General features: G+C 62.4%; 22 protein-coding genes. 7 read left to right on the forward strand and 15 right to left on the reverse strand.

Features of this window, described 5'->3' with window-relative positions; all coding sequences use genetic code 11:
* Positions 1–14: 14 nt before the first annotated feature.
* Positions 15–1,178, reverse strand: coding sequence for a type III PLP-dependent enzyme (locus EGJ09_RS05825; protein ID WP_046784472.1), 1,164 nt, complete (start codon positions 1,176–1,178; stop codon positions 15–17).
* Between the two features lie 508 nt (positions 1,179–1,686).
* On the opposite strand from EGJ09_RS05825, the gene EGJ09_RS05830 reads away from it, so the two are divergent.
* The 3 genes from EGJ09_RS05830 (at position 1,687) to EGJ09_RS05840 (ending at position 5,693) form a co-directional block, all read left to right on the forward strand.
* Positions 1,687–2,175 (forward strand): RNA polymerase sigma factor, encoded by a 489-nt coding sequence (locus EGJ09_RS05830; RefSeq protein WP_119689084.1) that lies wholly within the window; start codon positions 1,687–1,689, stop codon positions 2,173–2,175.
* A 17-nt stretch (positions 2,176–2,192) separates the two neighbouring features.
* Positions 2,193–3,155, forward strand: a complete 963-nt coding sequence (locus EGJ09_RS05835) for a FecR family protein (protein WP_125923437.1) — start codon at positions 2,193–2,195, stop codon at positions 3,153–3,155.
* Between the two features lie 108 nt (positions 3,156–3,263).
* Entirely contained in the window at positions 3,264–5,693 is a 2,430-nt protein-coding gene (locus EGJ09_RS05840) for a TonB-dependent receptor (RefSeq protein WP_125923438.1), read from the forward strand.
* Between the two features lie 60 nt (positions 5,694–5,753).
* On the opposite strand, the gene EGJ09_RS05845 is transcribed toward EGJ09_RS05840, so the two are convergent.
* From EGJ09_RS05845 to EGJ09_RS05860, 4 genes are read right to left on the reverse strand one after another with little or no spacing between them, the layout of a single operon-like run.
* Entirely contained in the window at positions 5,754–6,911 is a 1,158-nt protein-coding gene (locus EGJ09_RS05845) for a betaine/proline/choline family ABC transporter ATP-binding protein (RefSeq protein ID WP_012316121.1), read from the reverse strand.
* On the reverse strand, positions 6,908–7,561 hold the full coding sequence (locus EGJ09_RS05850; RefSeq protein WP_125923439.1) for an ABC transporter permease: 654 nt from the start codon (positions 7,559–7,561) through the stop codon (positions 6,908–6,910). Before EGJ09_RS05850 ends, EGJ09_RS05845 begins: the two co-directional genes overlap by 4 nt.
* On the reverse strand, positions 7,558–8,469 hold the full coding sequence (locus EGJ09_RS05855) for a glycine betaine ABC transporter substrate-binding protein (protein WP_046784469.1): 912 nt from the start codon (positions 8,467–8,469) through the stop codon (positions 7,558–7,560). The genes EGJ09_RS05850 and EGJ09_RS05855 overlap by 4 nt, the downstream gene beginning before the upstream one ends.
* Positions 8,470–8,483: 14 nt before the next feature.
* Positions 8,484–9,197, reverse strand: coding sequence for an ABC transporter permease (locus tag EGJ09_RS05860; protein WP_012316118.1), 714 nt, complete (start codon positions 9,195–9,197; stop codon positions 8,484–8,486).
* Between the two features lie 399 nt (positions 9,198–9,596).
* Between EGJ09_RS05860 and EGJ09_RS05865 the strand changes: the two genes are divergently transcribed.
* The 3 genes from EGJ09_RS05865 to EGJ09_RS05875 all read left to right on the forward strand — a co-directional run bounded on the left by EGJ09_RS05865 (position 9,597) and on the right by EGJ09_RS05875 (position 11,962).
* The gene (locus EGJ09_RS05865) at positions 9,597–9,965 is read left to right on the forward strand and encodes a type II toxin-antitoxin system RelE/ParE family toxin (RefSeq protein ID WP_125923440.1); all 369 of its coding nucleotides are present in this window, start codon (positions 9,597–9,599) and stop codon (positions 9,963–9,965) included.
* Positions 9,949–10,278 (forward strand): XRE family transcriptional regulator, encoded by a 330-nt coding sequence (locus EGJ09_RS05870; RefSeq protein ID WP_046784468.1) that lies wholly within the window; start codon positions 9,949–9,951, stop codon positions 10,276–10,278. The genes EGJ09_RS05865 and EGJ09_RS05870 overlap by 17 nt, the downstream gene beginning before the upstream one ends.
* 100 nt (positions 10,279–10,378) lie before the next feature.
* Positions 10,379–11,962, forward strand: a complete 1,584-nt coding sequence (locus tag EGJ09_RS05875) for a peptide chain release factor 3 (protein ID WP_046784467.1) — start codon at positions 10,379–10,381, stop codon at positions 11,960–11,962.
* Between the two features lie 98 nt (positions 11,963–12,060).
* On the opposite strand, the gene EGJ09_RS05880 is transcribed toward EGJ09_RS05875, so the two are convergent.
* The 4 genes from EGJ09_RS05880 to EGJ09_RS05895 form a co-directional block, all read right to left on the reverse strand.
* Positions 12,061–13,140, reverse strand: coding sequence for a polyamine ABC transporter substrate-binding protein (locus EGJ09_RS05880; RefSeq protein WP_046784466.1), 1,080 nt, complete (start codon positions 13,138–13,140; stop codon positions 12,061–12,063).
* A 52-nt stretch (positions 13,141–13,192) separates the two neighbouring features.
* Entirely contained in the window at positions 13,193–13,534 is a 342-nt protein-coding gene (locus tag EGJ09_RS05885; protein ID WP_039604408.1) for a cupin domain-containing protein, read from the reverse strand.
* A gap of 32 nt (positions 13,535–13,566) precedes the next feature.
* Positions 13,567–14,973, reverse strand: a complete 1,407-nt coding sequence (locus EGJ09_RS05890) for an FAD-binding oxidoreductase (RefSeq protein ID WP_039604407.1) — start codon at positions 14,971–14,973, stop codon at positions 13,567–13,569.
* Between the two features lie 64 nt (positions 14,974–15,037).
* Positions 15,038–15,847, reverse strand: coding sequence for a nuclear transport factor 2 family protein (locus EGJ09_RS05895; protein ID WP_125923441.1), 810 nt, complete (start codon positions 15,845–15,847; stop codon positions 15,038–15,040).
* A gap of 250 nt (positions 15,848–16,097) precedes the next feature.
* Between EGJ09_RS05895 and EGJ09_RS05900 the strand changes: the two genes are divergently transcribed.
* Positions 16,098–16,985: a hypothetical protein gene (locus tag EGJ09_RS05900; RefSeq protein WP_125923442.1), complete on the forward strand. Its 888-nt coding sequence runs from the start codon at positions 16,098–16,100 to the stop codon at positions 16,983–16,985.
* A 211-nt stretch (positions 16,986–17,196) separates the two neighbouring features.
* Here EGJ09_RS05900 and EGJ09_RS05905 read toward each other — a convergent pair whose 3' ends face one another.
* From EGJ09_RS05905 to EGJ09_RS05930, 6 genes are all read right to left on the reverse strand, one after another.
* A complete protein-coding gene (locus EGJ09_RS05905) occupies positions 17,197–18,165 on the reverse strand; it encodes a peptide ABC transporter ATP-binding protein (protein WP_046784464.1) in 969 nt (322 codons plus the stop codon).
* Positions 18,165–19,133: an ABC transporter ATP-binding protein gene (locus tag EGJ09_RS05910; protein WP_046784463.1), complete on the reverse strand. Its 969-nt coding sequence runs from the start codon at positions 19,131–19,133 to the stop codon at positions 18,165–18,167. Before EGJ09_RS05910 ends, EGJ09_RS05905 begins: the two co-directional genes overlap by 1 nt.
* A gap of 10 nt (positions 19,134–19,143) precedes the next feature.
* On the reverse strand, positions 19,144–20,070 hold the full coding sequence (locus EGJ09_RS05915; protein WP_115273935.1) for an ABC transporter permease subunit: 927 nt from the start codon (positions 20,068–20,070) through the stop codon (positions 19,144–19,146).
* A gap of 10 nt (positions 20,071–20,080) precedes the next feature.
* Positions 20,081–21,091, reverse strand: coding sequence for an ABC transporter permease subunit (locus EGJ09_RS05920; RefSeq protein WP_012316108.1), 1,011 nt, complete (start codon positions 21,089–21,091; stop codon positions 20,081–20,083).
* A 76-nt stretch (positions 21,092–21,167) separates the two neighbouring features.
* Entirely contained in the window at positions 21,168–22,763 is a 1,596-nt protein-coding gene (locus EGJ09_RS05925) for an ABC transporter substrate-binding protein (protein ID WP_125923443.1), read from the reverse strand.
* A gap of 73 nt (positions 22,764–22,836) precedes the next feature.
* On the reverse strand, positions 22,837–24,216 hold the full coding sequence (locus tag EGJ09_RS05930; RefSeq protein ID WP_125923444.1) for an OprD family porin: 1,380 nt from the start codon (positions 24,214–24,216) through the stop codon (positions 22,837–22,839).
* Positions 24,217–24,347: the final 131 nt, after the last annotated feature.

The following is a 24,347-nucleotide window of genomic DNA, read 5'->3' on the forward strand; positions in this document are numbered from 1 at the left end:
GGCCCCGTTCTGCATTACAGGTAGTAGGCCTTCAGCGGCGGGAAGCCGTTGAATTCCACCGCGCTGTAGCTGGTGGTGTAGGCACCGGTCGACAGCCAGTAGAGGCGGTCACCGATCGCCAGGTTCAGCGGCAGGCCGTACTTGTAGTGCTCGTACATGATGTCGGCGCTGTCGCAGGTCGGGCCGGCGATGACCACTTCTTCCATCTCGCCTTTCTTTTCGGTCCAGATCGGGAACTTGATGGACTCGTCCATGGTTTCGATCAGGCCGGAGAATTTGCCCACGTCGGTGTACACCCAGCGCTCGACGGCGGTGCGCGACTTGCGCGCAACCAGCACTACTTCGCTGACCAGGATACCGGCGTTGGCGATCAGCGAACGGCCTGGCTCGAGGATGATTTCCGGCAGGTCGTCACCGAAGTCTTCCTTGAGGAAGCGGATGATCTCTTCAGCGTAGGTTTCCAGGCTGTTGGTGCGGGTGATGTAGTTGGCCGGGAAGCCGCCACCCATGTTGATCAGCTTCAGCTCGATGCCGTCTTCTTCCTTCAGGCGCTCGAAGATCACCTTGACCTTGGCGATGGCGGCGTCCCACACGCTGATGTCGCGCTGCTGCGAACCCACGTGGAAGGAAATGCCGTATGGCACCAGGCCCAGATCGCGGGCCAGGATCAGCAGGTCCATGGCCATGTCGGTCTGGCAGCCGAACTTGCGCGACAGTGGCCAGTCGGCGGTGGTGGAGCCTTCGGTGAGGATGCGTACGTAGACCTTGGAGCCCGGCGCGGCCTTGGCGATGTTGCGCAGGTCGGCTTCCGAGTCGGTGGCGTACAGGCGCACACCTTTTTCAAAGAAGTAACGGATGTCCTTGGACTTCTTGATGGTGTTGCCGTAGCTGATACGGTCGGCGCTGACGCCACGGTCCATCACCTTGTCCAGTTCGTAGATCGAGGCGATGTCGAAGCTCGAACCTTTCTCTTTGAGCAGGTCGATGATCTCGACCGCCGGGTTGGCCTTGACCGCGTAGTAGACCTTGGCGAACTCGAAACCGGCGCGCAGGTCGTCGTAGGCCTGGCTGATCATCTGGGTATCGATGAGTACGAACGGGGTTTCCTGCTTGTCGGCGAACGCCTTCATTTTCTGGAAGGTGTCACGCGCGAAATAGTCTTCGACCTGGATCGACATGCTCAGGGACTCCATGGGCAAACTGAAAAGATAAGTGGCTGCAAACTGAACGTCCTCCGTATCCCCACTTTGGTTCGCCTACTCAGTACTTGAGCCGGATGGATCGTTTCCAGCATGGACGTTCGGCGCGCACTTTAGGGCGTGAAGAACGCAAGATCAACAGGTAATCCGGGCGTGTCGACCCAAGATCGACGCGTTGCCACTTGAATAACCGACTCGTGTGACCGGTAGATGTTCCCCGCGCGTTGGCAGGCGTAAAAAATTGTGGAATAGACCGTTTCGGGCCCGTTCCGGGCAAGCCCGCCCCCACAGGGATAGTGCGGTTTCTATAGCGGCGCCCTTACCCGCGAGAAAGGCGAAGGTGTTCATATTTATGGCCACGTTCATGGGCAGTGCAGTGCCTGAAATCACTCATAAATTTTTTGTTACCGACTGGCGGATTTGCTGTGCTTTATGAGAAATATTACTATTCGCGCCATTATCTGCCCCCTTGCTGACGACCCCGACCGTGTCCGGACACAAAGGCTTCCTCGACCATTACCAAGAGCTGATCGGCACCTGGACGCGCAAGCTGCGCAGTCGTCAGCAGGCCGAGGACCTCACCCATGACGCCTTCATACGGGTTCTGGAAAACCCGCGCGAGCAGGTCGAGCAGCCACGCGCCTACCTTCACCAGACCGCCCGCAACATTGCGGTGGACGGTTTTCGCCGCGAAGACCGGCGCCAGGCGCTCGAGCAGGAAGCCTTCGATGAAGGGGCCGGCGGCACGGGCGACCCCGAGGCGTATGTCCATGCCCTGGAACTGGCCGCCAGCGTCGAGCGGGCGCTGGCCGAGCTGCCGCTCAATTGCCGACGGGTGTTCATCTGGCAGAAGCTCGAGGGGCTGACCCAGGCCGAGATCGCCGAGCGCATGGGTGTGACCAAGAACATGGTCGAAAAGTATATGATCCGCACGCTCCGGCATTTGCGTGAGCACCTGGATGTGTCGGCAAGATGAGTCAGGAGACCTTGTCCATGAAACAGCACGGTACCGAGACCGTCCGCCAGCAGGCGGCCGAGTGGTTCGCACGCGTGCAGGATGCACCGGGCGATGCCGTGCTGCTGGCACAGCTGCATGCCTGGCTGGAGGCTGATCCGCACCACAGCGAGGAGTATGAGCATCTCGTCAGCCTGTGGCGGGCCGCCGACTTCATACCGCGCCAGCGCCTCGAAGCGCTGTGCCAACCTGAGCCAGCGCAGCAGTTGCCTCGGCGGCGTTTCCTGCGCCAGGCACTGGCAGCCGGCGTGGCGGTAGTTGCCCTGGGGCTGGGCTTCAGTGGCTGGCAGTACCAGCGCCTCAATCACCAGGCGCAATTGCAGACCGCCTTTGCCGAGCGCCGTCAGGTATTACTCCCGGACGGATCACAGCTGGAACTCAACGGCGCTACGCAGTTGCAGGTCGACTACAGCCCGGGGCGACGGCAAATTCGGCTTGATGCCGGCGAAGCGATGTTCATTGTCGCCCACGACAGCAACCGGCCGTTCGTGGTCGATACCGCACAGGGCAGTGTGACCGTGACCGGTACCCGCTTCGATGTGCGGTTGGACCCTGGCGCCACCCGTGTTGCAGTGGAGCAGGGCTCGGTACGCGTGCAGGGCAAGGATGCTTCGCTGGCGCAACTGACGGCGGGCCTGGGCATACATATAGATGCACAAGGCAAGCTTGCTTCGCCCTATGCGGTCGACGCCGCGGCGCTGACGGCGTGGCGCCAGGGCAAACTGGTCTTCGACAACGCCACCTTGGCTGAAGTGGTGGCCGAAGCCTCGCGCTATCGCACCGAGCCATTGCGCGTTGCCCCCGGCAAGGTGGCGCAGATGCGCCTGTCCAGCACCTTCAGCATCGATGATACCGATGCACTGCTGCGCGCCTTGCCGAGCATCCTGCCGGTGGCGATCAAAACCCGTGAAGACGGCTCTCGCGAAATAATCGCGAAATAAATTCAGGTTTTTTTCGGCTCGTTCGTCTTCCTCGCCAGCTGCAACTGCCAAGCATTTCCATTTGCATGCAGTTGGCGTTTATCCCGAACTTCAGGATGTCTTGACGACGTGAACAACAACAAACCTTTGCCACGCTTGCGCGTTATGGCGCTGGCCCTGGCGGTCAGTGCCGTGGCCGTCAACAGCCATGCCGAACAGGCCGACACCGCCATCCAGATCCAGGCTCAACCTTTGGCTTCGGCGCTCAGCCAATTGGGCCAGCAAACCCACCTGCAGCTGTTCTACAGCCCTGAGCTTGTGGCCGGCAAGCAGGCCCCGGCGGTGTCCGGCAAGCTGGCGCCGGTGCAGGCCCTGCAACAGTTGTTGCAGGGCAGCGGGCTGACCTTCGAAATGTCCCAGGATACCGTGGTGGTAAAGCCGCTGCCGACCACCCTCGACCTGGGCAGCGGTAGCCTGGAACTGGCGCCCACCGATATCAACGTGGTTGGTGACTGGCTGGGTGATGCCGATCAGGCCGTTGTGCAGAACCACCCCGGTGCGCGCACCGTGGTGCGCCGTGAGGCCATGGTGGAAAAGGGCACGATGAACGTGCGCGACGCACTGCGTGGCATCCCGGGCGTGCAAGTGCAGGACTCCAACGGCACAGGTGGCAGCGACCTGTCGCTCAACGTAGGTGTACGCGGCCTGACGTCGCGCCTGTCGCCTCGCTCTACCGTGCTGATCGATGGCATCCCGGCCGCTTTCGCCCCTTATGGGCAGCCGCAGCTGTCCATGGCGCCGATCTCCTCGGGCAACCTCGACAGCATCGATGTGGTGCGCGGTGCCGGTTCGGTGCGCTATGGCCCGCAGAACGTTGGTGGGGTGATCAACTTCGTCACCCGGGCGATCCCGCAGCAGGCTTCGGCGGAGCTTTCCACCACCCTGGAGACCTCGCAGCACGGCGGTTGGAAGCACACCGAGTCGGCCTTCGTCGGCGGCACTGCCGACAACGGCATGGGTGTGGCGCTGCTGTACACCGGGGTGAACGGCAACGGCTACCGGCAGAGCAACAATGGCAACGACATCGACGACGTCATCCTCAAGACCCACTGGGCACCGACCGACGTTGACGAGTTCTGGCTCAACTTCCATTACTACGATGGCCGTGCCGACATGCCCGGTGGTTTGACCCAGGCCCAGTACGACAGCAATCCGTACCAGTCACTGCGTGATTACGATTACTTCGCTGGGCGCCGCAAGGACGTGTCGTTCAAATGGCAGCGCCAACTCGACGAGGCCACCCAGTTCGAAGTGCTGACGTATTACACCGACAGCTTCCGCGGCAGCACCATCGCCTCGCGTGACATGAAGACCCTGTCGTCCTACCCGCGCAATTACCACACCTTCGCCATCGAGCCGCGCGTTTCGCGGATCTTCTTCGCCGGCCCCACCACCCAGGAAGTCAGTGTTGGTTACCGCTACCTCAAAGAAGCCATGCGCGAACAGTCGACCCGCCTGGCGCTGATCGACAACGTTCCGACGCCTACCCCGACGTCCGACGGCCATGTATTCCAGGACCGCAGCGGCGGCACCGAGGCCAGCGCCTACTACATCGATGACAAGATCGACGTCGGCAACTGGACCATCACCCCGGGTGTGCGCTTCGAGCACATCAACACTGACTGGCGCGACCGCCCGGTGCTGGGCGCCAACAACCGCCCGGTGGCCGAGAAGAAGCGCAGCATCACCAGCAATGAACCGCTGCCTGCGCTGAGCGTCATGTATCACATCTCCGATGCCTGGAAGGTGTTTGCCAACTACGAAACGTCGTTCGGCAGCCTGCAGTACTTCCAGCTGGGCCAAGGCGGTACCGGTAACAGCACGGCTAACGGCCTGGAGCCGGAAAAGGCCAAGACCTACGAGGTGGGTACGCGCTATGACAACGGCGCTTTCGCCGGGGAGCTGACGGCCTTCTACATCGACTTCGACGACGAGCTGCAATACATCAGCAATGATGTGGGCTGGACCAACCTGGGCGCCACCAAGCACCAGGGTATCGAGGCGTCGATACGCTATGACCTGGCCGGGTTGGACCGGCGTCTGGAAGGGCTGTCGGTGAATGGTGGCTACACCTACACCCGCGCGACTTATGAAGGGGAGATTCCCGGCTTCAAGGGGCGCGATCTACCGTTCTACTCACGCCAAGTGGCCACCGCCGGCCTGCGCTACGCGGTCAACCACTGGACCTGGAACCTGGACGCCTACGCCCAATCCAAGCAGCGCGCGCCCGGCACGGGGATCAATGCCGACGGGAGCTTCAATGGCGACTACATCACTGAGCCGAGCGCTGACGGGCAGTATGGCGACATTCCGGGGTATGTGACCTGGCATGCGCGTGGTGGCTATGAGTTCGGACCGAAGATGGCCAACCTGAAGCTGGCAGCGGGGGTGAAGAACCTCTTCGACAAGCAGTACTTCACCCGCTCCAGCGACAACAATGCCGGCATTTATGTGGGCGAGCCGCGGACCTTCTATGTGCAGGCCAGCGTGGGGTTCTGATAGCAGCAGTGCCCCAATCGCCGGCTTGCCGGCGATTGGAGCGCGAAGCGCTCCCTTTGATCAGGAAACCACCGCCTCAGCCGGTGAGACGATGCTGGTCTTGGCCCCGCGCGATCTCCCCGAGCTCAGGTAAGCCGCGATCGACTCCTGCGTCACCTCGCCCAGGAACACCTGTTCGGCATCGAGCACCGGCAACCAGGCGCGGTTGAACTCGTACATCCGCGACAGCAGGATGCGCAGATGCTCATCGTGGGAAGCCGTTGCATTGAACTGGCGCAGGAAGTCCGCGCACGTGCCTTGCTGGCGGTGCATGTCGCGCCGGCGTACATACCCCAGCGCCTTGTTCTGCGCATCGGTGACCACCACATAGCGGCGGTCGTGCTCGTCCAGCAGCTCCAGCGCATCGCTCACGGGCGTTTCTGGGCTTACCGACGGGGCGTTGTCCGCCGCATCTTCGGCGCGCACCAGCAACAGGCGTTTCAAGGTGCTGTCCTGGCCCACGAAGTTGCTTACGAAGTCATCCACCGGGTGCGCCAGCAAGGTGTCCGGGTGGTCCAGCTGCAGCAACTTGCCGGCGCGGAAAATGGCAATCTTGTCGGCCAGCTTGATCGCTTCGTCAATGTCGTGGCTGACCATGATCACGGTCTTGTTCAGCGCCCGCTGCATTTCGAAAAACTCGTTCTGGATCATCTCGCGGTTGATCGGGTCGACTGCGCCGAACGGCTCGTCCATCAACAGCACCGGCGCGTCTGCAGCCAGCGCACGGATCACCCCGATGCGCTGTTGCTGGCCACCGGACAGTTCACGCGGGTAGCGTTGCAGGTACTGCTTGGGCTCGAGCTTGATCATGTGCATCAGCTCACGGGCGCGGTCGTGGCACTTTTGCTTGTCCCAGCCGAGCAGGCGCGGGACCACGGTGATGTTCTCCTCGATGGTCATGTTGGGGAACAGGCCGATCTGCTGGATCACATAGCCGATATGGCGGCGCAAGGTCACTTCGTCCAGGCCGCTGGTGTCTTCGCCATTGATGAACACCTGGCCGGAGGTTGGCGTGATCAGGCGGTTGATCATCTTCAGCGTGGTGCTCTTGCCACAGCCCGAGGGGCCGAGGAATACGCAGATTTCGCCTTCGTTGACGGTCAGGCTGACCGAATCGACGGCTTTGACGTCCTTGCCGTTGACGTTGAAGGTTTTGCTGAGGTTCTTGAGTTCGATCATGAGCGCAGTCCTTCTGGAGTCAGGGCACGTTGCAGGGTTTGCAGGAGCAGGTCGGCGATGATTGCCAGCAGGCTGACCAATACGGCGCCGACCAGCAGCATCGACATGTCGCTGCGGCTGATGGAGGTGAGGATGAGTACGCCCAGGCCACCGGCACCGATGGTCGCGGCGATGGTCATCACGCCGATGTTCATCACCACGGCAGTGCGCACGCCGGCGAGGATGACGGGGACGGCAATGGGCAGCTCGACCATGCGCAGGCGCTGGCCGAAGGTCATGCCGATACCGCGCGCGGCTTCACGGATGCCAGGCTCGACGTTGGTCAGGGCGAGGTAGGTGTTGCGCAGGATGGGCAGCAGTGAATAAAGAAACACCGCAGTGATCGCAGGCAATGGCCCCAGGCCCTGGCCGAACTTGGAGTAGAACGGCAGCAGCAGGCCGAACAGGGCAATCGACGGGATGGTCAGCAGCACTGTGGCGCTGGCCTGCAATGGCCCGGCCACCACCGGTAAGCGGGTCATCAGGATGCCCAGCGGCACGCCGACCAGGATTGCCAGGCCAACGGCAATGCCGACCAGCATGATGTGCTGCCAGGTCAGTTGCAGCACCAGGGCCCAGTCGAGGTGGGCGAAGGTATCGAGCAGGCTCATGGCTGCACCTCCTTGAGTGGGTGCTCTCGCAGGAATGCTGCGGCCACGGCAGTCGGGCTCTGGTGATCGACGTCGACCTTGGCATTGAGCTGGCGCATGGTCTCGTCATCGAGCTGCTCGGCCAGTGGCTTGAGCAGGGCGGCCAGTTGCGGGTTGGCGTCGAGCACGGCCTTGCGCACCACTGGGGCCGCGGTGTAGTCGGGGAAGTAGTGCTTGTCGTCTTCCAGCAGCTTGAGGTTGAACGCACTCAGGCGGCCGTCAGTGGTGTACACCAGGCCGGCGAACACCTGGTTGTTGTGCATGGCGGTGTAGACCAGGCCGGCGTCCATCTGCCTGATGTTGGCTCGGCCGACTTGCAGGTCGTACATCTCCTTCAGGCCTACCAGGCCGTCCGGGCGGTTGGCGAACTCGGTGTCCAGGGCTACCAGGTGGTTGCGCTGGCGCTCGTCGCGCAGCACTTGGTTGAGGTCACTGATCGTGTTGATCTGTGGGTAGGCCTCGGCGACCTGTTTGGGCAGGCCCAGGGCGTAGGTGTTGCTGAACTTGGTCGGGGTGAGCCAGATCAGGTCCTTCTTGGCATCCAGCGCCTTGACCTTGGCGTAGGTGGCTTCGGCACTGGGCATGCGCTCTTCGATGTGGTTGTACGACACCAGCGACACGCCGGTGTACTCCCACATCAAGTCCAACTGGCCGGTCTCCTGGGCCTGGCGGGCGAGACTGCTGCCAAGGCCGGAGGTGACGCGCACATCGAAGCCATTGGCGCGCAGGTATTGGGCGGTGATTTCAGCGAGTACGGTCTGTTCGGTGAACACCCGTGCGCCGATGCGCACCAGGGGTTTTTCCGCCGCTTGGGCAAAGCCTGCGAACAGCAGGGCCGCGCCCAGCAGCAAGGCGATTCTCTTCTTCATACGTTGCCTCTTTTTTATTGGGCCAGGCCACGTTCCAGCCAGCGCTTGCTGGAGAAACTCACCGCGGCATCCAGCGCCAGTGCCAGCAACGCCGTGCAGGCCGCGCCAAGCAGCAGCTGTGGCTGGTTGTTCAGGGCAATGCCGGGGAAAATCAGGCTGCCCAGGCTGTTGGCACCGATCAGGAACGCCAGGGGCGCAGTGCCCACGTTCAGCGCCAGGGCCACGCGCACACCGCCGACGATGATCGGCACGGCATTGGGCAGTTCCACCTGCCACAGTTGCTGGCGCGGGGTCATGCCGATGCCGGTGGCGGCTTCTTTGAGCGAGGCGGGGACGTTTTTCAGCCCTTCGTAGGTGTTGCGCACGATAGGCAGAAGGGAGGCGAGGAACAGCGCGAAGATCGCGGGCCCGGCGCCGATGCCCAGGATACTGAGGGCGATGGCCAGAACGGCCAGAGGGGGAATGGTGTTGCCAACGTTGAAGAACTGCATGAAGCGCTCGGCTTTGTCGACCCGGTGCGGTCGACTCAACGCAATGCCGGCGGGGATGCCCACGGCCAACGCCGCCGCCATCGAAGCCAGCACCAGTACCAGGTGCGCTTGCAGGTAGAACCCAAGATCGTCGCGGTAACGCGCGATCGTGTCGATGCCGATCCAGTGGACCAGCAGGGCCAGGATGACGAGCACGGCGGCCCATCCCAACAGCCCTTTTCCGTAGCGTGTAGCCACAGCGGACTCCTTGTGTTGTCGGCGAGCACACTCTTTTTATGGCCGGCCATGGCTGGCGGCGAGTGGTGTGTTCGCGATTAGCAGCGTGACGCTTGCGCAAGGCAGCAATCAGGCCATGAGCCGAACCCCGTCGGGCCCGAAAATGCTGATCAAACCAGTCCCCAAGCGAAGCGGGTTGCAGGGGAGTGGACGTCTCCGAGGGCGTAAAGGTTCCCATCTGGGGCGGCATTTGGCCAGTGTTAATCACTGGGGCGAGTGTTTTTTCGTACTTAAAAACAGCGTGAATCCTACATAAAGGCGTTGGTTTACCTGCTATCTGTCTACCTGTGCTGATGGACAGAATTTCCCTTCTCGATTATCAATATTTGCTTGAGGGAATATTCCTCTGAGGGTATTTTATTGGCGTGGACGATCAGATTCTGTGAGAAGTTCATCAGCGAATTCTATACGCTGGATGACCGCGTTCAGGAACGCATGCTGGGTCACCTTCGCCTGCTGCAATCATCCGGGCCGGCGCTTGGGCGTCCTCATGTCGATACCTTGAATGGATCCCGATATCCGAACATGAAGGAATTGAGATTCACTGAGCGTAATGCGGTTTGGCGGGTTGCATTTGCTTTCGACCCTGATCGTCAGGCAGTCATCCTGGTGGCCGGTGACAAGTGCGGGGTCAGGGAGCACAGGTTTTATCAGGTGTTGATCAAGCAAGCAGACACTCGCTTTGAAAACCACTTGTCCAGAGGAGAGAAAGATGTCCAAGACGCTTGATGATGTTATCAACGAATTGTCCCCTGAGCGCAGGGAGCGGGTGGAGCAGCTGGGTCGTCAATTGATTCGCGAAGAAATGACGCTTCAGGCATTGCGTAAGCAGCTTGAACTCACGCAAGAAGGTTTGGCAGAGCGCTTGGACATGCGTCAGGGCAACATCTCCAAGGTGGAGAAGCGCAGTGACATGTTGATTTCGACCCTGCGCAGCTATGTGGAAGCCTTGGGCGGCACTCTGGAACTCGTTGTGAATATACCTGGCCGCCCTCCTGTGACGCTTGACGGTTTTTGTGAAAGCCAGGCGAAACGCGCCTGACTGACCATCGTTTACCAACGGAGGGGATCAAATTTTGGTCCCCGCCCAACTTCAGGTATGATATCGCCCCTTTTTGAATCCCCCAGTCAGGCGATTTCCCATGACCAACCAGGCCGCCGAAGTCGCGAAGCGCCGCACTTTCGCAATCATTTCCCACCCCGACGCCGGTAAGACCACCATCACCGAGAAACTCCTGCTGATGGGCAAGGCCATTGCCGTCGCCGGTACCGTGAAGTCGCGCAAGTCCGACCGCCACGCCACCTCCGACTGGATGGAAATGGAGAAGCAGCGCGGTATTTCCATCACCACCTCGGTGATGCAGTTCCCGTACCGCGAGCACATGATCAACCTGCTCGACACCCCCGGCCACGAAGACTTCTCGGAAGATACCTATCGCACCCTGACTGCAGTGGACTCGGCGCTGATGGTGCTCGACGGCGGTAAAGGTGTAGAGCCGCGGACCATCGCCCTGATGGACGTCTGCCGCCTGCGCGACACGCCCATCGTCAGCTTCATCAACAAACTCGACCGTGATATCCGCGACCCGATCGAACTGCTCGACGAGATCGAAGCGGTACTGAAGATCAAGGCCGCGCCGATCACCTGGCCGATCGGTTGCTATCGCGACTTCAAGGGTGTGTACCACCTCGCCGGCGACTACATCATTGTCTACACCCCGGGCCACGGTCATGAGCGTACCGAGGCGAAGATCATCGAGAAACTCGACTCTGATGAAGCCCGTGCCCACCTGGGTGACGAGTATGAGCGCTTCCTCGAGCAGCTCGAGTTGGTGCAGGGCGCCTGCCATGAGTTCGATCAGGACGAGTTCATCAATGGCCAGCTGACGCCGGTGTTCTTCGGTACCGCACTGGGCAACTTCGGTGTCGACCATGTACTTGACGCCGTTGTCGACTGGGCGCCGCGCCCGTTGGCCCGTGTAGCCCACGAGCGTACCGTGGAGCCGGTTGAAGAGAAGTTCACCGGCTTCGTGTTCAAGATCCAGGCGAACATGGACCCGAAACACCGCGACCGTATCGCCTTCATGCGCATTTGCTCGGGCAAGTACGAGAAAGGCATGAAGATGCGCCACGTGCGTACCGGCAAGGACCTGCGCATCGGTGACGCGCTGACCTTCTTCTCGTCCGAGCGCGAGCAGCTCGAAGAAGCCTACGCTGGCGACATCATCGGCTTGCACAACCATGGCACCATCCAGATCGGCGACACCTTCACCGAAGGCGAGGCGCTGGGCTTCACCGGCATCCCGCACTTCGCCCCGGAACTGTTCCGCCGCGTGCGCCTGAAGGACCCGCTCAAGTCCAAGCAGCTGCGCCAGGGCCTGCAGCAGCTGGCCGAAGAGGGCGCGACCCAGGTGTTCTTCCCAGAACGCAGCAACGACATCATCCTTGGTGCGGTCGGTGTGCTGCAGTTCGACGTGGTCGCCAGCCGCCTGAAGGAAGAGTACAAGGTCGAGTGCGCCTACGAGCCGATCACCGTGTGGTCGGCACGCTGGATCAGTTGCGACGACAAGAAGAAGCTCGAAGACTTCCAGGTCAAGGCCATGGAAAACCTGGCCATCGACGGTGGCGGTCACCTGACCTACCTGGCCCCGACCCGGGTCAACCTGTCGCTGATGGAAGAGCGCTGGCCGGACGTCAAGTTCCGCGCTACTCGCGAGCATCACTGATCCTGGGAGGGCTATGCCCTCCTTTTCGCGACACAAGGCCGCTCCTACAGCTGTAGGAGCGGCCTTGTGTCGCGAAAGGGCCGCAAAGCGGCCCCATTTCAGTTCCCCGCCTTGATACTGGTCCAGATACGCGTACGAATGCGGTCGATCTTGGCCGGCATCGCCTCCAGCGCATACAGCTTGCCCATCATCTCTTCGCTCGGATAAATCATGGTGTTGCCCTTGAGTGCCGGGTCCACCAGAGCGTCGGCCTTGAGGTTGCCGTTGGCGTACTGCACATGGTTACTGATATTGGCCATCACCTGTGGCTGCAACAGGTAATTCATGTAGGCATAACCCGCCTTCTCATCCGGTGCATCGGCCGGCATGGCAACCATGTCGAACCACATCGGTGCGCCTTCCTTGGGGATCGAATAGCCGACCTTCACCCCGTTCTTCGCTTCATCGGCGCGGTTTTTCGCCTGCAGCACGTCACCCGAGAACCCTACCACCACGCAGATATCGCCATTGGCCAGGTCACCTGTGTACTTTGAAGAATGGAAGTAGCTGATGTACGGGCGCACCTTCATCAGCAGTTCCTTGGCCTTTTCGTAGTCCTTCGGGTCTTTGCTGTGGTGCGGCAAGCCCAGGTAGTGCAGGGCGATGGGTAACAGTTCAGGGCCGTTGTCGAGCACGGCGACCCCACAGCTCTTGAGCTTGCTCATGTATTCGGGCTTGAAGATCAGGTCCCACGAATCCACCGGGGCGTTGTCACCGAGCACGGCCTTTACCTTGTCGATGTTGTAGCCGATGCCGGTACTGCCCCACAGGTACGGGAAACCGTACTGGTTGCCGGGGTCGTTGACCTCCAGCGCCTTGAGCAGCACCGGGTTGAGGTTGTTCCAGCCGGGTAGCTGCGACTTGTCCAGCTTCTTCAGGGCCTTGCCCTGAATCTGTCGGGCCATGAAGTGGTTGGAGGGAAACACCACGTCGTAGCCTGAGTTGCCGGTCATCAGCTTGCCGTCGAGGGTCTCGTTGCTGTCGTACACGTCGTAGGTAGGGTTGATGCCGGTGGCCTGCTGGAAGTTCTTCAACGTGTCGGGGGCCACGTAGCTGGACCAGTTGTAGATCTTTACCGAGTCGGCGGCGTTGGCCACGCTGGCGGCCAGCATCAGGGGAGCGAGAAGGAGGGTGCGCATGTCGTGTTTACCTTGCTTTGTCTGTTGTTTTCGAAGGCAGGCGATCAGCGGATCAGAAGATCAGTACGTAGGTCTTGCGCACGGTTTCCTGGATATCCCAGATGCCCATGCTGTTGGCCGGTAGCATCAGTGCGTCTCCGGCTTCTATGTGAAGGGGCTGGCCACCGTCGGGTGTGAAGGTGCAGCGGCCCTTGATGAAGTGGCAGAACTCCTGCTGCGCGATCTGCCGCCGCCAGCGCCCGGGCGTGCATTCCCAGATGCCGGTTTCGACGCCATCGCTGCGCTCCACGCAGGTGACCGAGGTCACTGCCACGGGTTCGCCAAGCGGCACCGCGACCGGGTTGGAGCTTTCCAGCACGGCGCTTTCGGTGTGTTTGAACTGGGTGATGCTCATTACCGTTGGATCCTGTGTGGGTGAAAGGGAAGTCAGTGCATGAAGCCTTCCATGAAGTCCGCCAGCGAGCTGGCCAGGCGCCGCCGCCATGGCACGGTGGCGGGGTTGGCGAGGGTTCGGTCCTCGTGCACGAAGCTCTGGATGATCGCGTTGTAGCCCAGCCAGCGGCAGGGCTCGGGCGGCCAGCTGGCCAGGCTCGACAGCGGACGGTTGTCGAGCACCCAGGGTTGCGCGGTCAGTTCGTTGTGCTGGTTGAGGATCAGCGCGGCCAAGGTGCGCCCACCGAGGTTGGTGGCGCCGACACCTTCGCCGCCATAACCGCCGGACAGGGCAATACCGCGCTGGCGGTCACACAGCATGTGCGGGCGGAAGCGCCGGGCCATGCCCAAGTTGCCACCCCACGAATGGGTGATGCGCACATGCTTGAGTTGTGGGAACAGCTCGCTGAACAGGTAGCGGCGCAGTTCGACTTCGGCCTCTGTCAGGGTGAAGTCTTCGCGCAGCCTGCCGCCGAAGCGGTAGCCGCCGCGGGCGCCGAACACCAGGCGGTTGTCGGCGGTGCGCTGGCCATAGGTGACCTGGCGGCTGCTCTCGCTGAAGGCCTGGCCTTGTGACAGGCCGATCTGCTCCCAGGTCGATTCGGGCAGGGGCTCGGTGGCCACCAGCAGGCTCTGCACCGGCAGTTGATGCTTGCCCAGCGGTGGCAGGCTGGCGGCGTAGCCCTCCACAGCAGGGACCATCCACTGGCAGCGGATGCGCGCCAGGGGGGCCCGTACTTCACCGGGCTGCCAGTCGACGGCGGGGGTATTTTCGTAGATCGGCACGCCCAGCGCTTCAACCGCCCGGGCCAGGCCACGCACCAGCTTGGCGGGTTGGATGGTCGCTGTATGCGGGCTGTAGATCGCGCCGTAGGCGTTGCTCACGCGAAGCTGGGCGTCCAGTTGCTCAGGGCGCAGCCAGCGGTAGTCATCCTCGGTCATGCCCTGGCGGTAGAGGTCATCGAGGTAGGCACGCAGGCTGCGCTCCTGTTCCGGGTAGCGCGCGGCGCAATACAGCACGCCGCCTTTGCGGTAGTCGCAATCGATGCCTTCGCGTTGCAGCACGCGGTGGACTTCGTCGGGGATGCCATGCAGCAGGTCGATGCTGGCGCGGCGTTGTTGCGGCGACAGGGTGGCGAGCAGGCGGTCTTCACCGAGCATGTTGCCCATCAGCCAGCCGCCATTGCGCCCAGAGGCGCCAAAGCCGGCAATGTTGGCCTCGATCACGGCGATGTTCAGCTGTGGCGCCTGGCGCTTGAGGTAGTAGGCGGTCCAAAGCCCGGTGTAGCCAGCGCCGATGATGCACACATCGACGTCGAGGTCTTCGCGCAGGGCCGGGCGGGCGCACAGCGGCTCTTCAAGCTGGTCCATCCACAGGCTGAGCGTGCGCAAAGGTTGCATCGGGTTCGGCTCCACATCCGTCAAGGTCTGTGGGCGATCCTAGTGGCGTTCAGCGCTGGCTGTCTTACGTGCGTGCACGCAGGGAAATTTGCTTCAGATAGGCCTTGGGCGTAAGCCCGGTGTGTTCGCGGAAGCACTTGTAGAATGCCGACAGGGAGTTGAAGCCCGCGCTGAACGCCAGGTCGTCGATCGGCGCCCCGACCCTGTCGTCATCCAGGCTGGCCATCAGGTGCTGCAGGCGGGCCTGGTTGACGTAGCGGTAGAAGCTTTGCCCCAGCACCTGGTTGAGCAGGTAGGAGATCTGGTTGCGGCTGTAGCCACTGGCATCGGCCACCTGTTGCAGGTCCAGTTCCGGGTCAAGGTAGGGGCGCTGGCGCTGGAAGTAGTGCTCCAGGTCCTGGGCCATGGTCGACAGCTGTCGCGGCGAAAGGCCCAGGCGGCTGACGGCTGGGCGCGGGCCGCTGCTGGCAAGCCCCTGGCTGTTCTGGCGGACCAGGGTGGCGTACTCATTGACCCGCCAGATCAGCCCGTCCTTGACCGTGATCGCTTCGCTGGACTGAAACGCCACCAGGCCTTCGCCGCCCTGCACCGTGACCTGGTACTGGATGAATGCCGTGCTGCCGTCAACGCGGATACGGTCGCCATGGACGATGTCCTCCCCCGCCTGGTGCGGCAGGCAAGCGCGGACATAGTCACGCAGCGCGTCGTAACCGAGCACGCGGTTCTGGAAAAAATCGTGGTATTGCACGTCCGGGTGATAGAGCGCAATCACCCCGTCGAGGTCGCGGTGCTTCCAGCACAGGTGGTAGCGCAGCACGGTTTCGGCGGTGATCGGCGTTTGTTCAGGGCCGTCGGCGAGGATGGTCGGGGTCATGGGTTGATAGTGCCGGGGAGGGCGGAAGCAGGCAAGTCTGTGGGCCCTGGGATGCGTGGGTCGGATCTTGGGGGGCGTTGCATAAACCCTGAGTGGTGAGCCTCGATTCGGGTGTTTTGCACGGTCCTAGGACGCACGCTTGAGCTAAGCCATTGATTTGGCAGCATGTCATTTTTTGACACAACTGGCACAGCCTCTGCACCGATTACAGGGCAATGGACCTGTTATCAACAATAAAGGCGAAAACCTCATGATTCCCTCTGCCGACTACCCGCATGTCGATTCCCAGAGCCGCTCAGGCGTGTCCTGGGCGGCCATCTTCGCCGGGGCAGCTGCCGCTGCGTCCCTTTCACTGATCCTGATGGTACTGGGTGCGGGGCTCGGCTTTGCCGCCACCTCGCCTTGGGCCGATGAAGGTGCCAGCGCCAAGGCACTGGGCATCTCGACCATCATCTGGCTATTGCTGACCCAGATTCTTGCTTCCGGGCTGGGTGGCTATATTGCCGGGCGCCTGCGGGTGAAGTGGGCGAACCTGCACGGTGACGAGGTGTACTTCCGCGACACGGCGCATGGTTTTCTCGCCTGGGCGGTCGCCACCCTGGTAGCGGCGATGCTGATCGTGAGTACCGCCGGGGGGCTGGCCAGTGCTGGTGTGCAGGCCGGCGCGAATGCCGTGGGGGCCGCAGCCAGCATGGCGCCCAAGCCTGACGCCAATGGCTATTTCGTCGACAGCCTGTTCCGCAGTGATGGCCCGGCGCCTGTGAGTGACGACGCCGCCAATGGCGTGGCCGCACGGATTATCGCCAGGTCCATTGCGCAGGGGACGCTCGCCGAAGATGACCGCGCTTACCTGGCGCAACTGGTGGCCCAGCGTACCCGCCTGAGCCAGCCTGAAGCCGAAGCACGCGTAGACCAGGTGTTCGCCCAGGTCGAGCAAGCCAAGGTCGAGGCAAAAAAAGCAGCCGACACCGCAGCCAAAGTGGCGGCATGGACCGCGCTGTGGACCTTCGTTGCGCTGTTGTGTGGGGCATTCTTCGCCAGCCTGGCAGCCCTGTACGGTGGTCGCCAGCGTGATCGCGTGATGTGGCTGGAAGGGGAAGGGGTTGATTACACCGCGCGTCGTACTGTTCAACGTTGAGTAAGGAGAAACATCATGCGCTCATTACTGCTGTGGATGCTTGGGGTGCCGATTCCGGTGATCATTCTGATCGCGATATTCATGCATTGAGTGGTTGGGGCCGCTGTGCGGCCCATCGCCGGCAAGCCGGCTCCTACAGGTACATCACCGTTCTCAGGAGCAGTGAACTACCTGTGGGGGCCGGCTTGCCGGCGATTGAGGCTATGCCGACCTAAAGAAACTGCTCGGCATAGTGACAGGCGACTTGCCTGGTCCCGACCTGGCGAAACGCCGGCACTTCAACACCACACCGTTCCGTCGCATACGGGCAGCGTTTGTGAAATGCGCACCCATCCGGCGGGTCGAGCGGGTTGGGCAGCTCGCCGGCGATGCGGATCTTCGGTTTCAACGGGTCCGGGTGGATCGCCGGTGTCGCTGAAAGCAGCGCCTGGGTGTACGGGTGCAGCGGCTTCTCGTAGATATCTTCCTTCGGCCCCATTTCCGCCGGCCGGCCCAGGTACATCACCAGCACCTGATCCGCCACGTGGCGTACCACTGCCAGGTTGTGGGAGATGAACACGTAGGCCGTGTTGAATTCCTTCTGCAGGTCCATGAACAGGTTCAGCACCTGTGCCTGGATCGACACATCCAGCGCCGAGGTCGGTTCGTCGGCCACCAGCACTTTGGGTTGCAGCATCATCGCCCGGGCCAGGGCGATGCGCTGGCGCTGGCCGCCCGAGAACATGTGCGGGTAGCGCTGGTAATGCTCAGGCCGCAACCCCACCTGCTCCATCATCTTCTGCACTTTTTCGCGCCGCTCGGCCTTGCTCAACGAGGTGTTGATCAGCAGCGGTTCGGCCAACTGATCGCCGATCTTCTGCCGTGGGTTGAGCGAGGCATAGGGGCTCTGGAACACCATCTGGACGTCGCGGCGCAATTGTTTGCGCTCGCTTTTGCTGGCGCCTTTGACCTCGGTGCCGTCGATCTGCAACGAGCCGGAAGAGGGCTCTTCGATCAACGTCAGTGCGCGCGCCAGCGTGGACTTGCCGCAACCCGACTCACCCACCACGGCCAGGGTCTTGCCAGCTTCCAGCTCGAATGACACGCCATTGAGTGCGCGCACCAAGGCATGGCCCTTGAACAGCCCGCGGGACACTTCGTAATGCCGGGTCAGCTCCCGTGCGGTTAGAACGACGCTCATCACGCCACCTCCTGGTTCAGCGGGTAGAAGCAACGCACCAGGCTATGGGCCTGAGGATCAAGGGGCGGGCGTTGGCGCCGGCAGTTGTCCTGCACGTACGGGCAGCGTGGCGACAGCAGGCAGCCGTCCGGGCGGTCGTACCGGCCAGGGACGATGCCCGGCAGCGTGGCCAGGCGTTCGGCGCCGATGCTGTGTTCGGGGATGGCCGCCAGCAGTGCTTCGCTGTAGGGGTGCGCGGGCACGTCGAACAGCTCAGGCACCTGGCCCACTTCCACGGCTTGGCCGGCATACATCACACAGACGCGTTTGGCGGTTTCGGCGACCACGGCCAGGTCGTGGGTAATCAGGATGAGCGCCATGTTGCGCTCTTTCTGCAGGTTGACCAGCAGTTCCATGATCTGCGCCTGGATGGTCACGTCCAGCGCGGTGGTCGGCTCGTCGGCGATCAGCAGCTTGGGCTCCCCGGCAATCGCCATGGCGATTGCCACGCGCTGGCTCATGCCACCGGACAGCTGGTGCGGGTAGGCGTCCAGGCGGCTTTCGGCAGCCGGGATCTCGACCTTTTTCAGCAGCTCCAGGGCACGCTGGCGCGCGGCTTTGCCTTTGAGGCCCAGGTGCTGGCGCAGCACTTCTTCGATCTGGTAGCCCACGGTGTAGCTGGGGTTGAGCGCGGTCATCGGGTCCTGGAAGACCATGGCGATGTCCTTGCCCACCACCTTGCGCCGCTGGCGGGAGCTGAGTTTGAGCATGTTGGTGCCGTCGAAGGTGAGCGTATCGGCGGTGATGCGCCCGGGGGCCTCGATCAGGCCCATCAGGGCCATCATGGTGACCGATTTGCCCGAGCCGGACTCACCGACAATGGCCAGTATTTCACCGGCGTCCACCGCCAGGTCCAGGCCGTCCACCACTGGGACTGCATTGGCGTCGCCGAAGCGCACGCTCAGGTTGTTGATCTGCAACAGTGACATGGCGCTCTCCTCAGGCGGCGTTCTTGAGTTTCGGGTCCAGCGCATCGCGCAAGCCGTCGCCCATCAGGTTGATTGCCAGCACACTGAGCAGGATGGTCAGGCCGGGCAGGCTCACCACCCACCAGGCGCGCTCGATGTAGTCCCGGGCCGAGGCGAGCATGGTGCCCCACTCCGGGGTCGGCGGTTGTACACCCAGGCCCAGGAAGCCCAGCGCAGCGGCGTCGAGGATGGCCGAGGAGAAGCTCAAGGTGGCCTGCACGATCAGCGGTGCCATGCAGTTGGGCAGCACGGTGACGAACATCAGCCGTGGCAACCCGGCGCCAGCCAGGCGCGCGGCGGTCACGTAGTCGCGGTTCAGTTCACCCATCACCGCAGCGCGGGTCAGGCGCACGTAGGACGGTAGCGACACGATGGCGATGGCGATCACTGTGTTGATCAGGCCTGGGCCGAGAATGGCGACGATCGCCACGGCCAGCAGCAGCGACGGCAGGGCCAGCATCACGTCCATCAGGCGCATGATCGACGGGCCGAGCAAGCGCGGGAAGAAACCGGCCAGCAGGCCCAGCAGGATGCCCGGGATCAGCGACATCACCACCGACGACAGGCCGATCAGCAGCGACAGCCGGGCGCCCTGGATCAGCCGCGAGAGCAGGTCACGGCCCAGTTCGTCGGTGCCGAGGATGAATTGCCAGGTACCGCCTTCGAGCCATACCGGCGGGGTCAGCAGGAAGTCACGGTATTGTTCGCTTGGGTCATGCGGCGCCACCCAGGGCGCGAACAGCGCACAGAACACCACCACGCACATGAAGGCCAGGCCCATCACCGCGCCCTTGTTGCGCGAGAAGGCGTGCCAGAACTCTTTGTATGGCGAGGGGTAGAGCAGGCTTTGGTCCACCGGGCTGGCCGGCGTCACGGATTTCGGAATAGGGCTAGTCATGGCGAAGGCCTCAGCGCTGATGACGGATGCGTGGGTTGGCCAGACCGTAGAGGATGTCCACGACGAAGTTGACCAGGATCACCAGGCAGGCGATCAACAGGATGCCGTTCTGGACCACGGGGTAGTCACGGGCGCCGATGGCTTCGATCAGCCATTTGCCGATGCCCGGCCAGGAGAAGATGGTTTCGGTCAGCACCGCACCGGCCAGCAGCGTGCCGACCTGCAGGCCGAACACGGTCAGCACCGGGATCAGTGCATTGCGCAGGCCGTGCACGAACACCACGCGGGCCGGTGACAGGCCTTTGGCGCGCGCAGTGCGAATGTAGTCTTCGCGCAGCACTTCGAGCATGGACGAGCGGGTCATGCGGGCGATTACCGCCAACGGGATGGTGCCGAGCACGATGGCCGGCAGGATCAGGTGCATCACCGCATCCTTGAACGCGCCTTCTTCGTCACTGAGCAGGGTATCGATGAGCATGAAGCCGGTTTTCGGCTCGATGTCGTACAGCAGGTCGATGCGCCCGGAGACCGGCGTCCAGCCCAGGCTCACCGAGAAGAACATGATCAGGATCAGGCCCCACCAGAAAATCGGCATCGAATAGCCGGCCAGGGAGATGCCCATGACCCCGTGATCGAACAGCGAGCCACGCTTGAGCGCAGCGATCACGCCGGCCAATAAGCCGACGATGCCGGCGAACAGCAGCGCAGCAAAGGCCAGTTCCAGGGTTGCAGGGAACAGGGTGAGGAACTCGCTCCATACGCTTTCACGGGTGCGCAGCGACTCGCCCAGGTCACCCTGGGCGAGCTTGCCCACGTAATCCAGGTACTGGACCGGCAGTGGCTTGTTCAGGCCCAGGCGCTCCATGGCCTGGGCGTGCATCTCGGGGTCGACCCTGCGCTCGCCCATCATCACTTCCACCGGGTCGCCGGGGATCAGGCGTATGAGCGCGAAGGTCAGCAAGGTGATGCCGAAAAACGTCGGTATCAGCAGGCCCAGGCGCCGGGCAATAAAACTCAACATTGTCAGGGTTACCTCATCAGCCGTTGTACGGCGGTGCCGCCGTTGCCCGTGTGGGTTGCCGGCGGTCGTTGTTGTTCTACTTCACCTGGGTGGTGGCGAAGTTGTTGTTGGTCAGAGGGTTGATCACATAACCCTCCACGTTGTCACGCATGGCAGTGAACATCTTCGGGTGCGCCATGCTGATCCAGGGCTGGTCGTCATCGTACACCTTCAATGCCTCGGCATAGAGCCTGGCACGCTCGTCGTTGTCGATCACCTCACGGGCGCGGGTGATCAGGTCCTGAAACTTCGAGTTGCACCAGCGCGCGTAGTTCTCACCACTTTTGACCGCATCGCAGCTGAGCAGGGGGCTGAGGAAATTGTCCGGGTCGCCGTTGTCGCCGGCCCAGCCGGTGGAGACCAGGTCGGCCTCACCGTTTTTCGCCCGGCGCAGCATCTCGGCCCACTCCATCACACGGATGTCCAGCTTCAGGCCGATTTTGGCGAGGTCGGACTGGAGCATTTCCGCCGACAGCCGTGGGTTGGGGTTGGTCGCGCCGCCGCCATTGCGGGTGAACAGCGTGATGACCGTGCCTTGCGGCACCCCGGCCTGCTGGAGCAGTTCACGGGCCTTGGCCAGGTCACGGGGTGGGTTCTGGTTGGCACTGTTGTAGCCGATCATGGTTGGCGGGTAGGGGTTTACCCCCACCAGCGCATTGCCCTTGCCGAACAGCTGGTCGACGTGGGTCTGGCGGTCGAAGGCCATGTTGATGGCTTTGCGCACGCGCACATCGCTGAGGTATTTGTGCTCGGTGTTCATGGCGATATAGCCGGTGACCAGGGCCTCGATCTCGGCGACCTTGAGCTTGGGATCAGCCTTGATCGACGCCACGTCGTCCGGTTTCGGGTAAAGCGCCACCTGGCATTCGTTGGCGCGCAGCTTCTGCAGGCGCACGTTGCTGTCGGTGGCGATGGCGAAGATCAGCGAGTCGGCCGGCGGCTTGCCGCGGAAGTAGTCCGGGTTGGCCTTGAAGCGCACTTGGGCGTCCTTGTTGTAGCGCTGGAAGATGAACGCGCCAGTGCCGATCGGTTTGCTGTTGAGGTCGCCGGTCTTGCCGGCCTTGAGCAACTGGTCGCCGTATTCGGCGGAGTAGATCGAGGTGAAGGCCATGGCCATGTCACGCAGGAACGGTGCTTGCGGGCGGGTCAGGGTGATGACCACGGTGTGGTCGTCGGTCTTGTCCACCGATTTGAGCAGGTCCTTGAAGGCCATGCTCTCGAAATACGGGTAGCCGACGCTGGTCTTGTCGTGCCACGGGTGGTTGGGGTCGAGCTGGCGGCGCAGGCTCCACAGCACGTCGTCGGCATTGAACTCGCGGGTCGGTTTGAAGTAGTCGGTGGTGTGGAACTTCACCCCTTGGCGCAGGTGGAAGGTGTAGGTCAGGCCATCGGCCGAGATGTCCCAGCGTTCGGCCAGGGCTGGCTGGATGTCGGTGGTGCCAGGCTTGAAGTCGACCAGGCGGTTGAACACCGTCTCAGCCGAGGCATCGGCGGTGACCGCCGTGGTGTATTGAACGATGTCGAAGCCTTCCGGGCTGGCTTCGGTGCACACCACCAGCGGCTTGGCCGCCAGGTTGCCGGCGGCGCCGAGGATGACCGCTGCCAGGGCAGCGCGTAGCGGTAGCGATGTCATGTGTCCTCCTTGCTTGCAATGATTCCAGCGTAGCCGCCCGGGCCCGCACTGAAGCGGACCTGGGCGTAAGCGGTCAGAGAATGTTGAACGGAATGGTGGTCACCACGCGGAACTCATCCAGGCTGCCATCGGCCTGTGCCTTGCTGGCGCGATGCGCGGTATAGGTAGCGCGGATGCTGGTGTCTTTCAGCGGCCCGCTCTGCACCGCGTAGCTGGTGCCGATACCCCACTCATAGTGGGTTTCGCCATCCAGGCCGTTCACGTCATAGGCCGTACCGCGGTAATGGGTGCCGTCGATGCCCCAGCCGCGGGCGTTGTACAGGTTGAACTTCAGGCCCGGCACGCCATACGGCGCCATGTTCAGCACGTAGGAAATCTGCAGGGATTTCTCGTTCGGGCCGTTGAAGTCCGAGAGCAGGGAGTTGGCCAGGTAAATGCCGTTGGTTTCGTGCAGGTAGTCGAAGTACTCGTTACCGTTGACCTGCTGCCACGAAGCGCTGAGGGTGTGGGCCTGGTGGGTCAGGCCGAACGACAGGCTGTAGGTGTCGTTGTCGATCTCGCCCATCTTCTGGCTGCCTGCGTCCACGGTCTTGTAGTAGTTCAGGCCGGTGGTCAGGCTCAGCACCGCGCTGTCGCCCAGCACGTGGCTGGCGCCGAAGTAGTACTGGTTCCAGAAGTCGTCGACCTTGGTGGCGTACAGGCTGGTGGTCAGGCTCTTGAGCGGCTGGTAGTTGACCCCGGCGGTACTGGCACGGTCGGTTTCCACGCCCGCTGCGCCATACTCGCTGCGAAACTTGCTCAGGCTCTGTTCGGTGCGCGGCGAGACACGGTCGAAGGTGCCCAGGTCGAATGACAGGTTGTCGAACTCTGCACTGTGCAGGAACGCGCCCTGGAAGCTGGAGGGCAGGGCGCGGTTGCCGATGTAAGCGATCATCGGCGTGTCCACGGACTGGCGGCCGACGGTGAGGGTGGTGTTGGACACCCGTGCCTTGAGGTTGGCCAGGCCCATCTTGCTCCACTGGCCGATGGGGTCGCCATCGCTATGGGTCAGGGTACGGTTGTTCGGCCCGGCGACTGCGGCGCGGCCTTGCTCCAGAGCGATGGCGTTGTAGCCGGCTGCCTCCACGGCAAAACCCACGGTGCCCTGGGTGAAGCCTGAGCTGTAGTTGAGGATGGTGCCCTGCAGCCAGTTGTCGCGGCTGTGGCTGTCGTGGCGTGTGCCGTCGCTTTTGTAGTACTTGAACAACGGCGCGCGGGTGGCCCGTTCGCGGGCGTACCAGTTGCGGGTGCTGCCGGACAGGCTCTGGCCGTCGATGAAACCTTTGGCCTCATCCTGCTCGCTGGTGCCTTTGAGGGTGAACGGGACGTAGTCCTGGCTTTGGGTGTCGGCCTGGGCCACGGCGGCGAAGGTGGCGATGGATAACGCCAGTGTGGTGAACGTGAATAGTCTCAAGATGAAAGCTCCCTTTCTGTTCTTTTAGTTATTGCCTGGCCTTGTGGGCCGGGTTGTTGCGGTGTTGCCAGGGTTGCCCGGGGTTGCCGGGCCAATCAGGGGGAGGTGTGTGGCCAGTGCTGGCCCTTTCG

The sequence above is a fragment of the Pseudomonas sp. p106 genome, assembly GCF_003936645.1.
In the GTDB taxonomy this organism is placed as follows: domain Bacteria; phylum Pseudomonadota; class Gammaproteobacteria; order Pseudomonadales; family Pseudomonadaceae; genus Aquipseudomonas; species Aquipseudomonas putida_E.

Coding starts and splice junctions, on each gene's coding strand:
- EGJ09_RS05875 (WP_046784467.1), top strand. CDS start 10,379: ATGACCAACCAGGCCGCCGAAGTCGCGAAGCGCCGCACTTTCGCAATC.
- EGJ09_RS05885 (WP_039604408.1), bottom strand. CDS start 13,534: ATGAGCATCACCCAGTTCAAACACACCGAAAGCGCCGTGCTGGAAAGC.
- EGJ09_RS05850 (WP_125923439.1), bottom strand. CDS start 7,561: ATGAGCCTGCTCGATACCTTCGCCCACCTCGACTGGGCCCTGGTGCTG.
- EGJ09_RS05870 (WP_046784468.1), top strand. CDS start 9,949: ATGTCCAAGACGCTTGATGATGTTATCAACGAATTGTCCCCTGAGCGC.
- EGJ09_RS05825 (WP_046784472.1), bottom strand. CDS start 1,178: ATGTCGATCCAGGTCGAAGACTATTTCGCGCGTGACACCTTCCAGAAA.
- EGJ09_RS05855 (WP_046784469.1), bottom strand. CDS start 8,469: ATGAAGAAGAGAATCGCCTTGCTGCTGGGCGCGGCCCTGCTGTTCGCA.
- EGJ09_RS05900 (WP_125923442.1), top strand. CDS start 16,098: ATGATTCCCTCTGCCGACTACCCGCATGTCGATTCCCAGAGCCGCTCA.
- EGJ09_RS05905 (WP_046784464.1), bottom strand. CDS start 18,165: ATGAGCGTCGTTCTAACCGCACGGGAGCTGACCCGGCATTACGAAGTG.
- EGJ09_RS05920 (WP_012316108.1), bottom strand. CDS start 21,091: ATGTTGAGTTTTATTGCCCGGCGCCTGGGCCTGCTGATACCGACGTTT.
- EGJ09_RS05845 (WP_012316121.1), bottom strand. CDS start 6,911: ATGATCGAACTCAAGAACCTCAGCAAAACCTTCAACGTCAACGGCAAG.
- EGJ09_RS05880 (WP_046784466.1), bottom strand. CDS start 13,140: ATGCGCACCCTCCTTCTCGCTCCCCTGATGCTGGCCGCCAGCGTGGCC.
- EGJ09_RS05835 (WP_125923437.1), top strand. CDS start 2,193: ATGAAACAGCACGGTACCGAGACCGTCCGCCAGCAGGCGGCCGAGTGG.
- EGJ09_RS05915 (WP_115273935.1), bottom strand. CDS start 20,070: ATGACTAGCCCTATTCCGAAATCCGTGACGCCGGCCAGCCCGGTGGAC.
- EGJ09_RS05925 (WP_125923443.1), bottom strand. CDS start 22,763: ATGACATCGCTACCGCTACGCGCTGCCCTGGCAGCGGTCATCCTCGGC.
- EGJ09_RS05910 (WP_046784463.1), bottom strand. CDS start 19,133: ATGTCACTGTTGCAGATCAACAACCTGAGCGTGCGCTTCGGCGACGCC.
- EGJ09_RS05895 (WP_125923441.1), bottom strand. CDS start 15,847: ATGACCCCGACCATCCTCGCCGACGGCCCTGAACAAACGCCGATCACC.
- EGJ09_RS05890 (WP_039604407.1), bottom strand. CDS start 14,973: ATGCAACCTTTGCGCACGCTCAGCCTGTGGATGGACCAGCTTGAAGAG.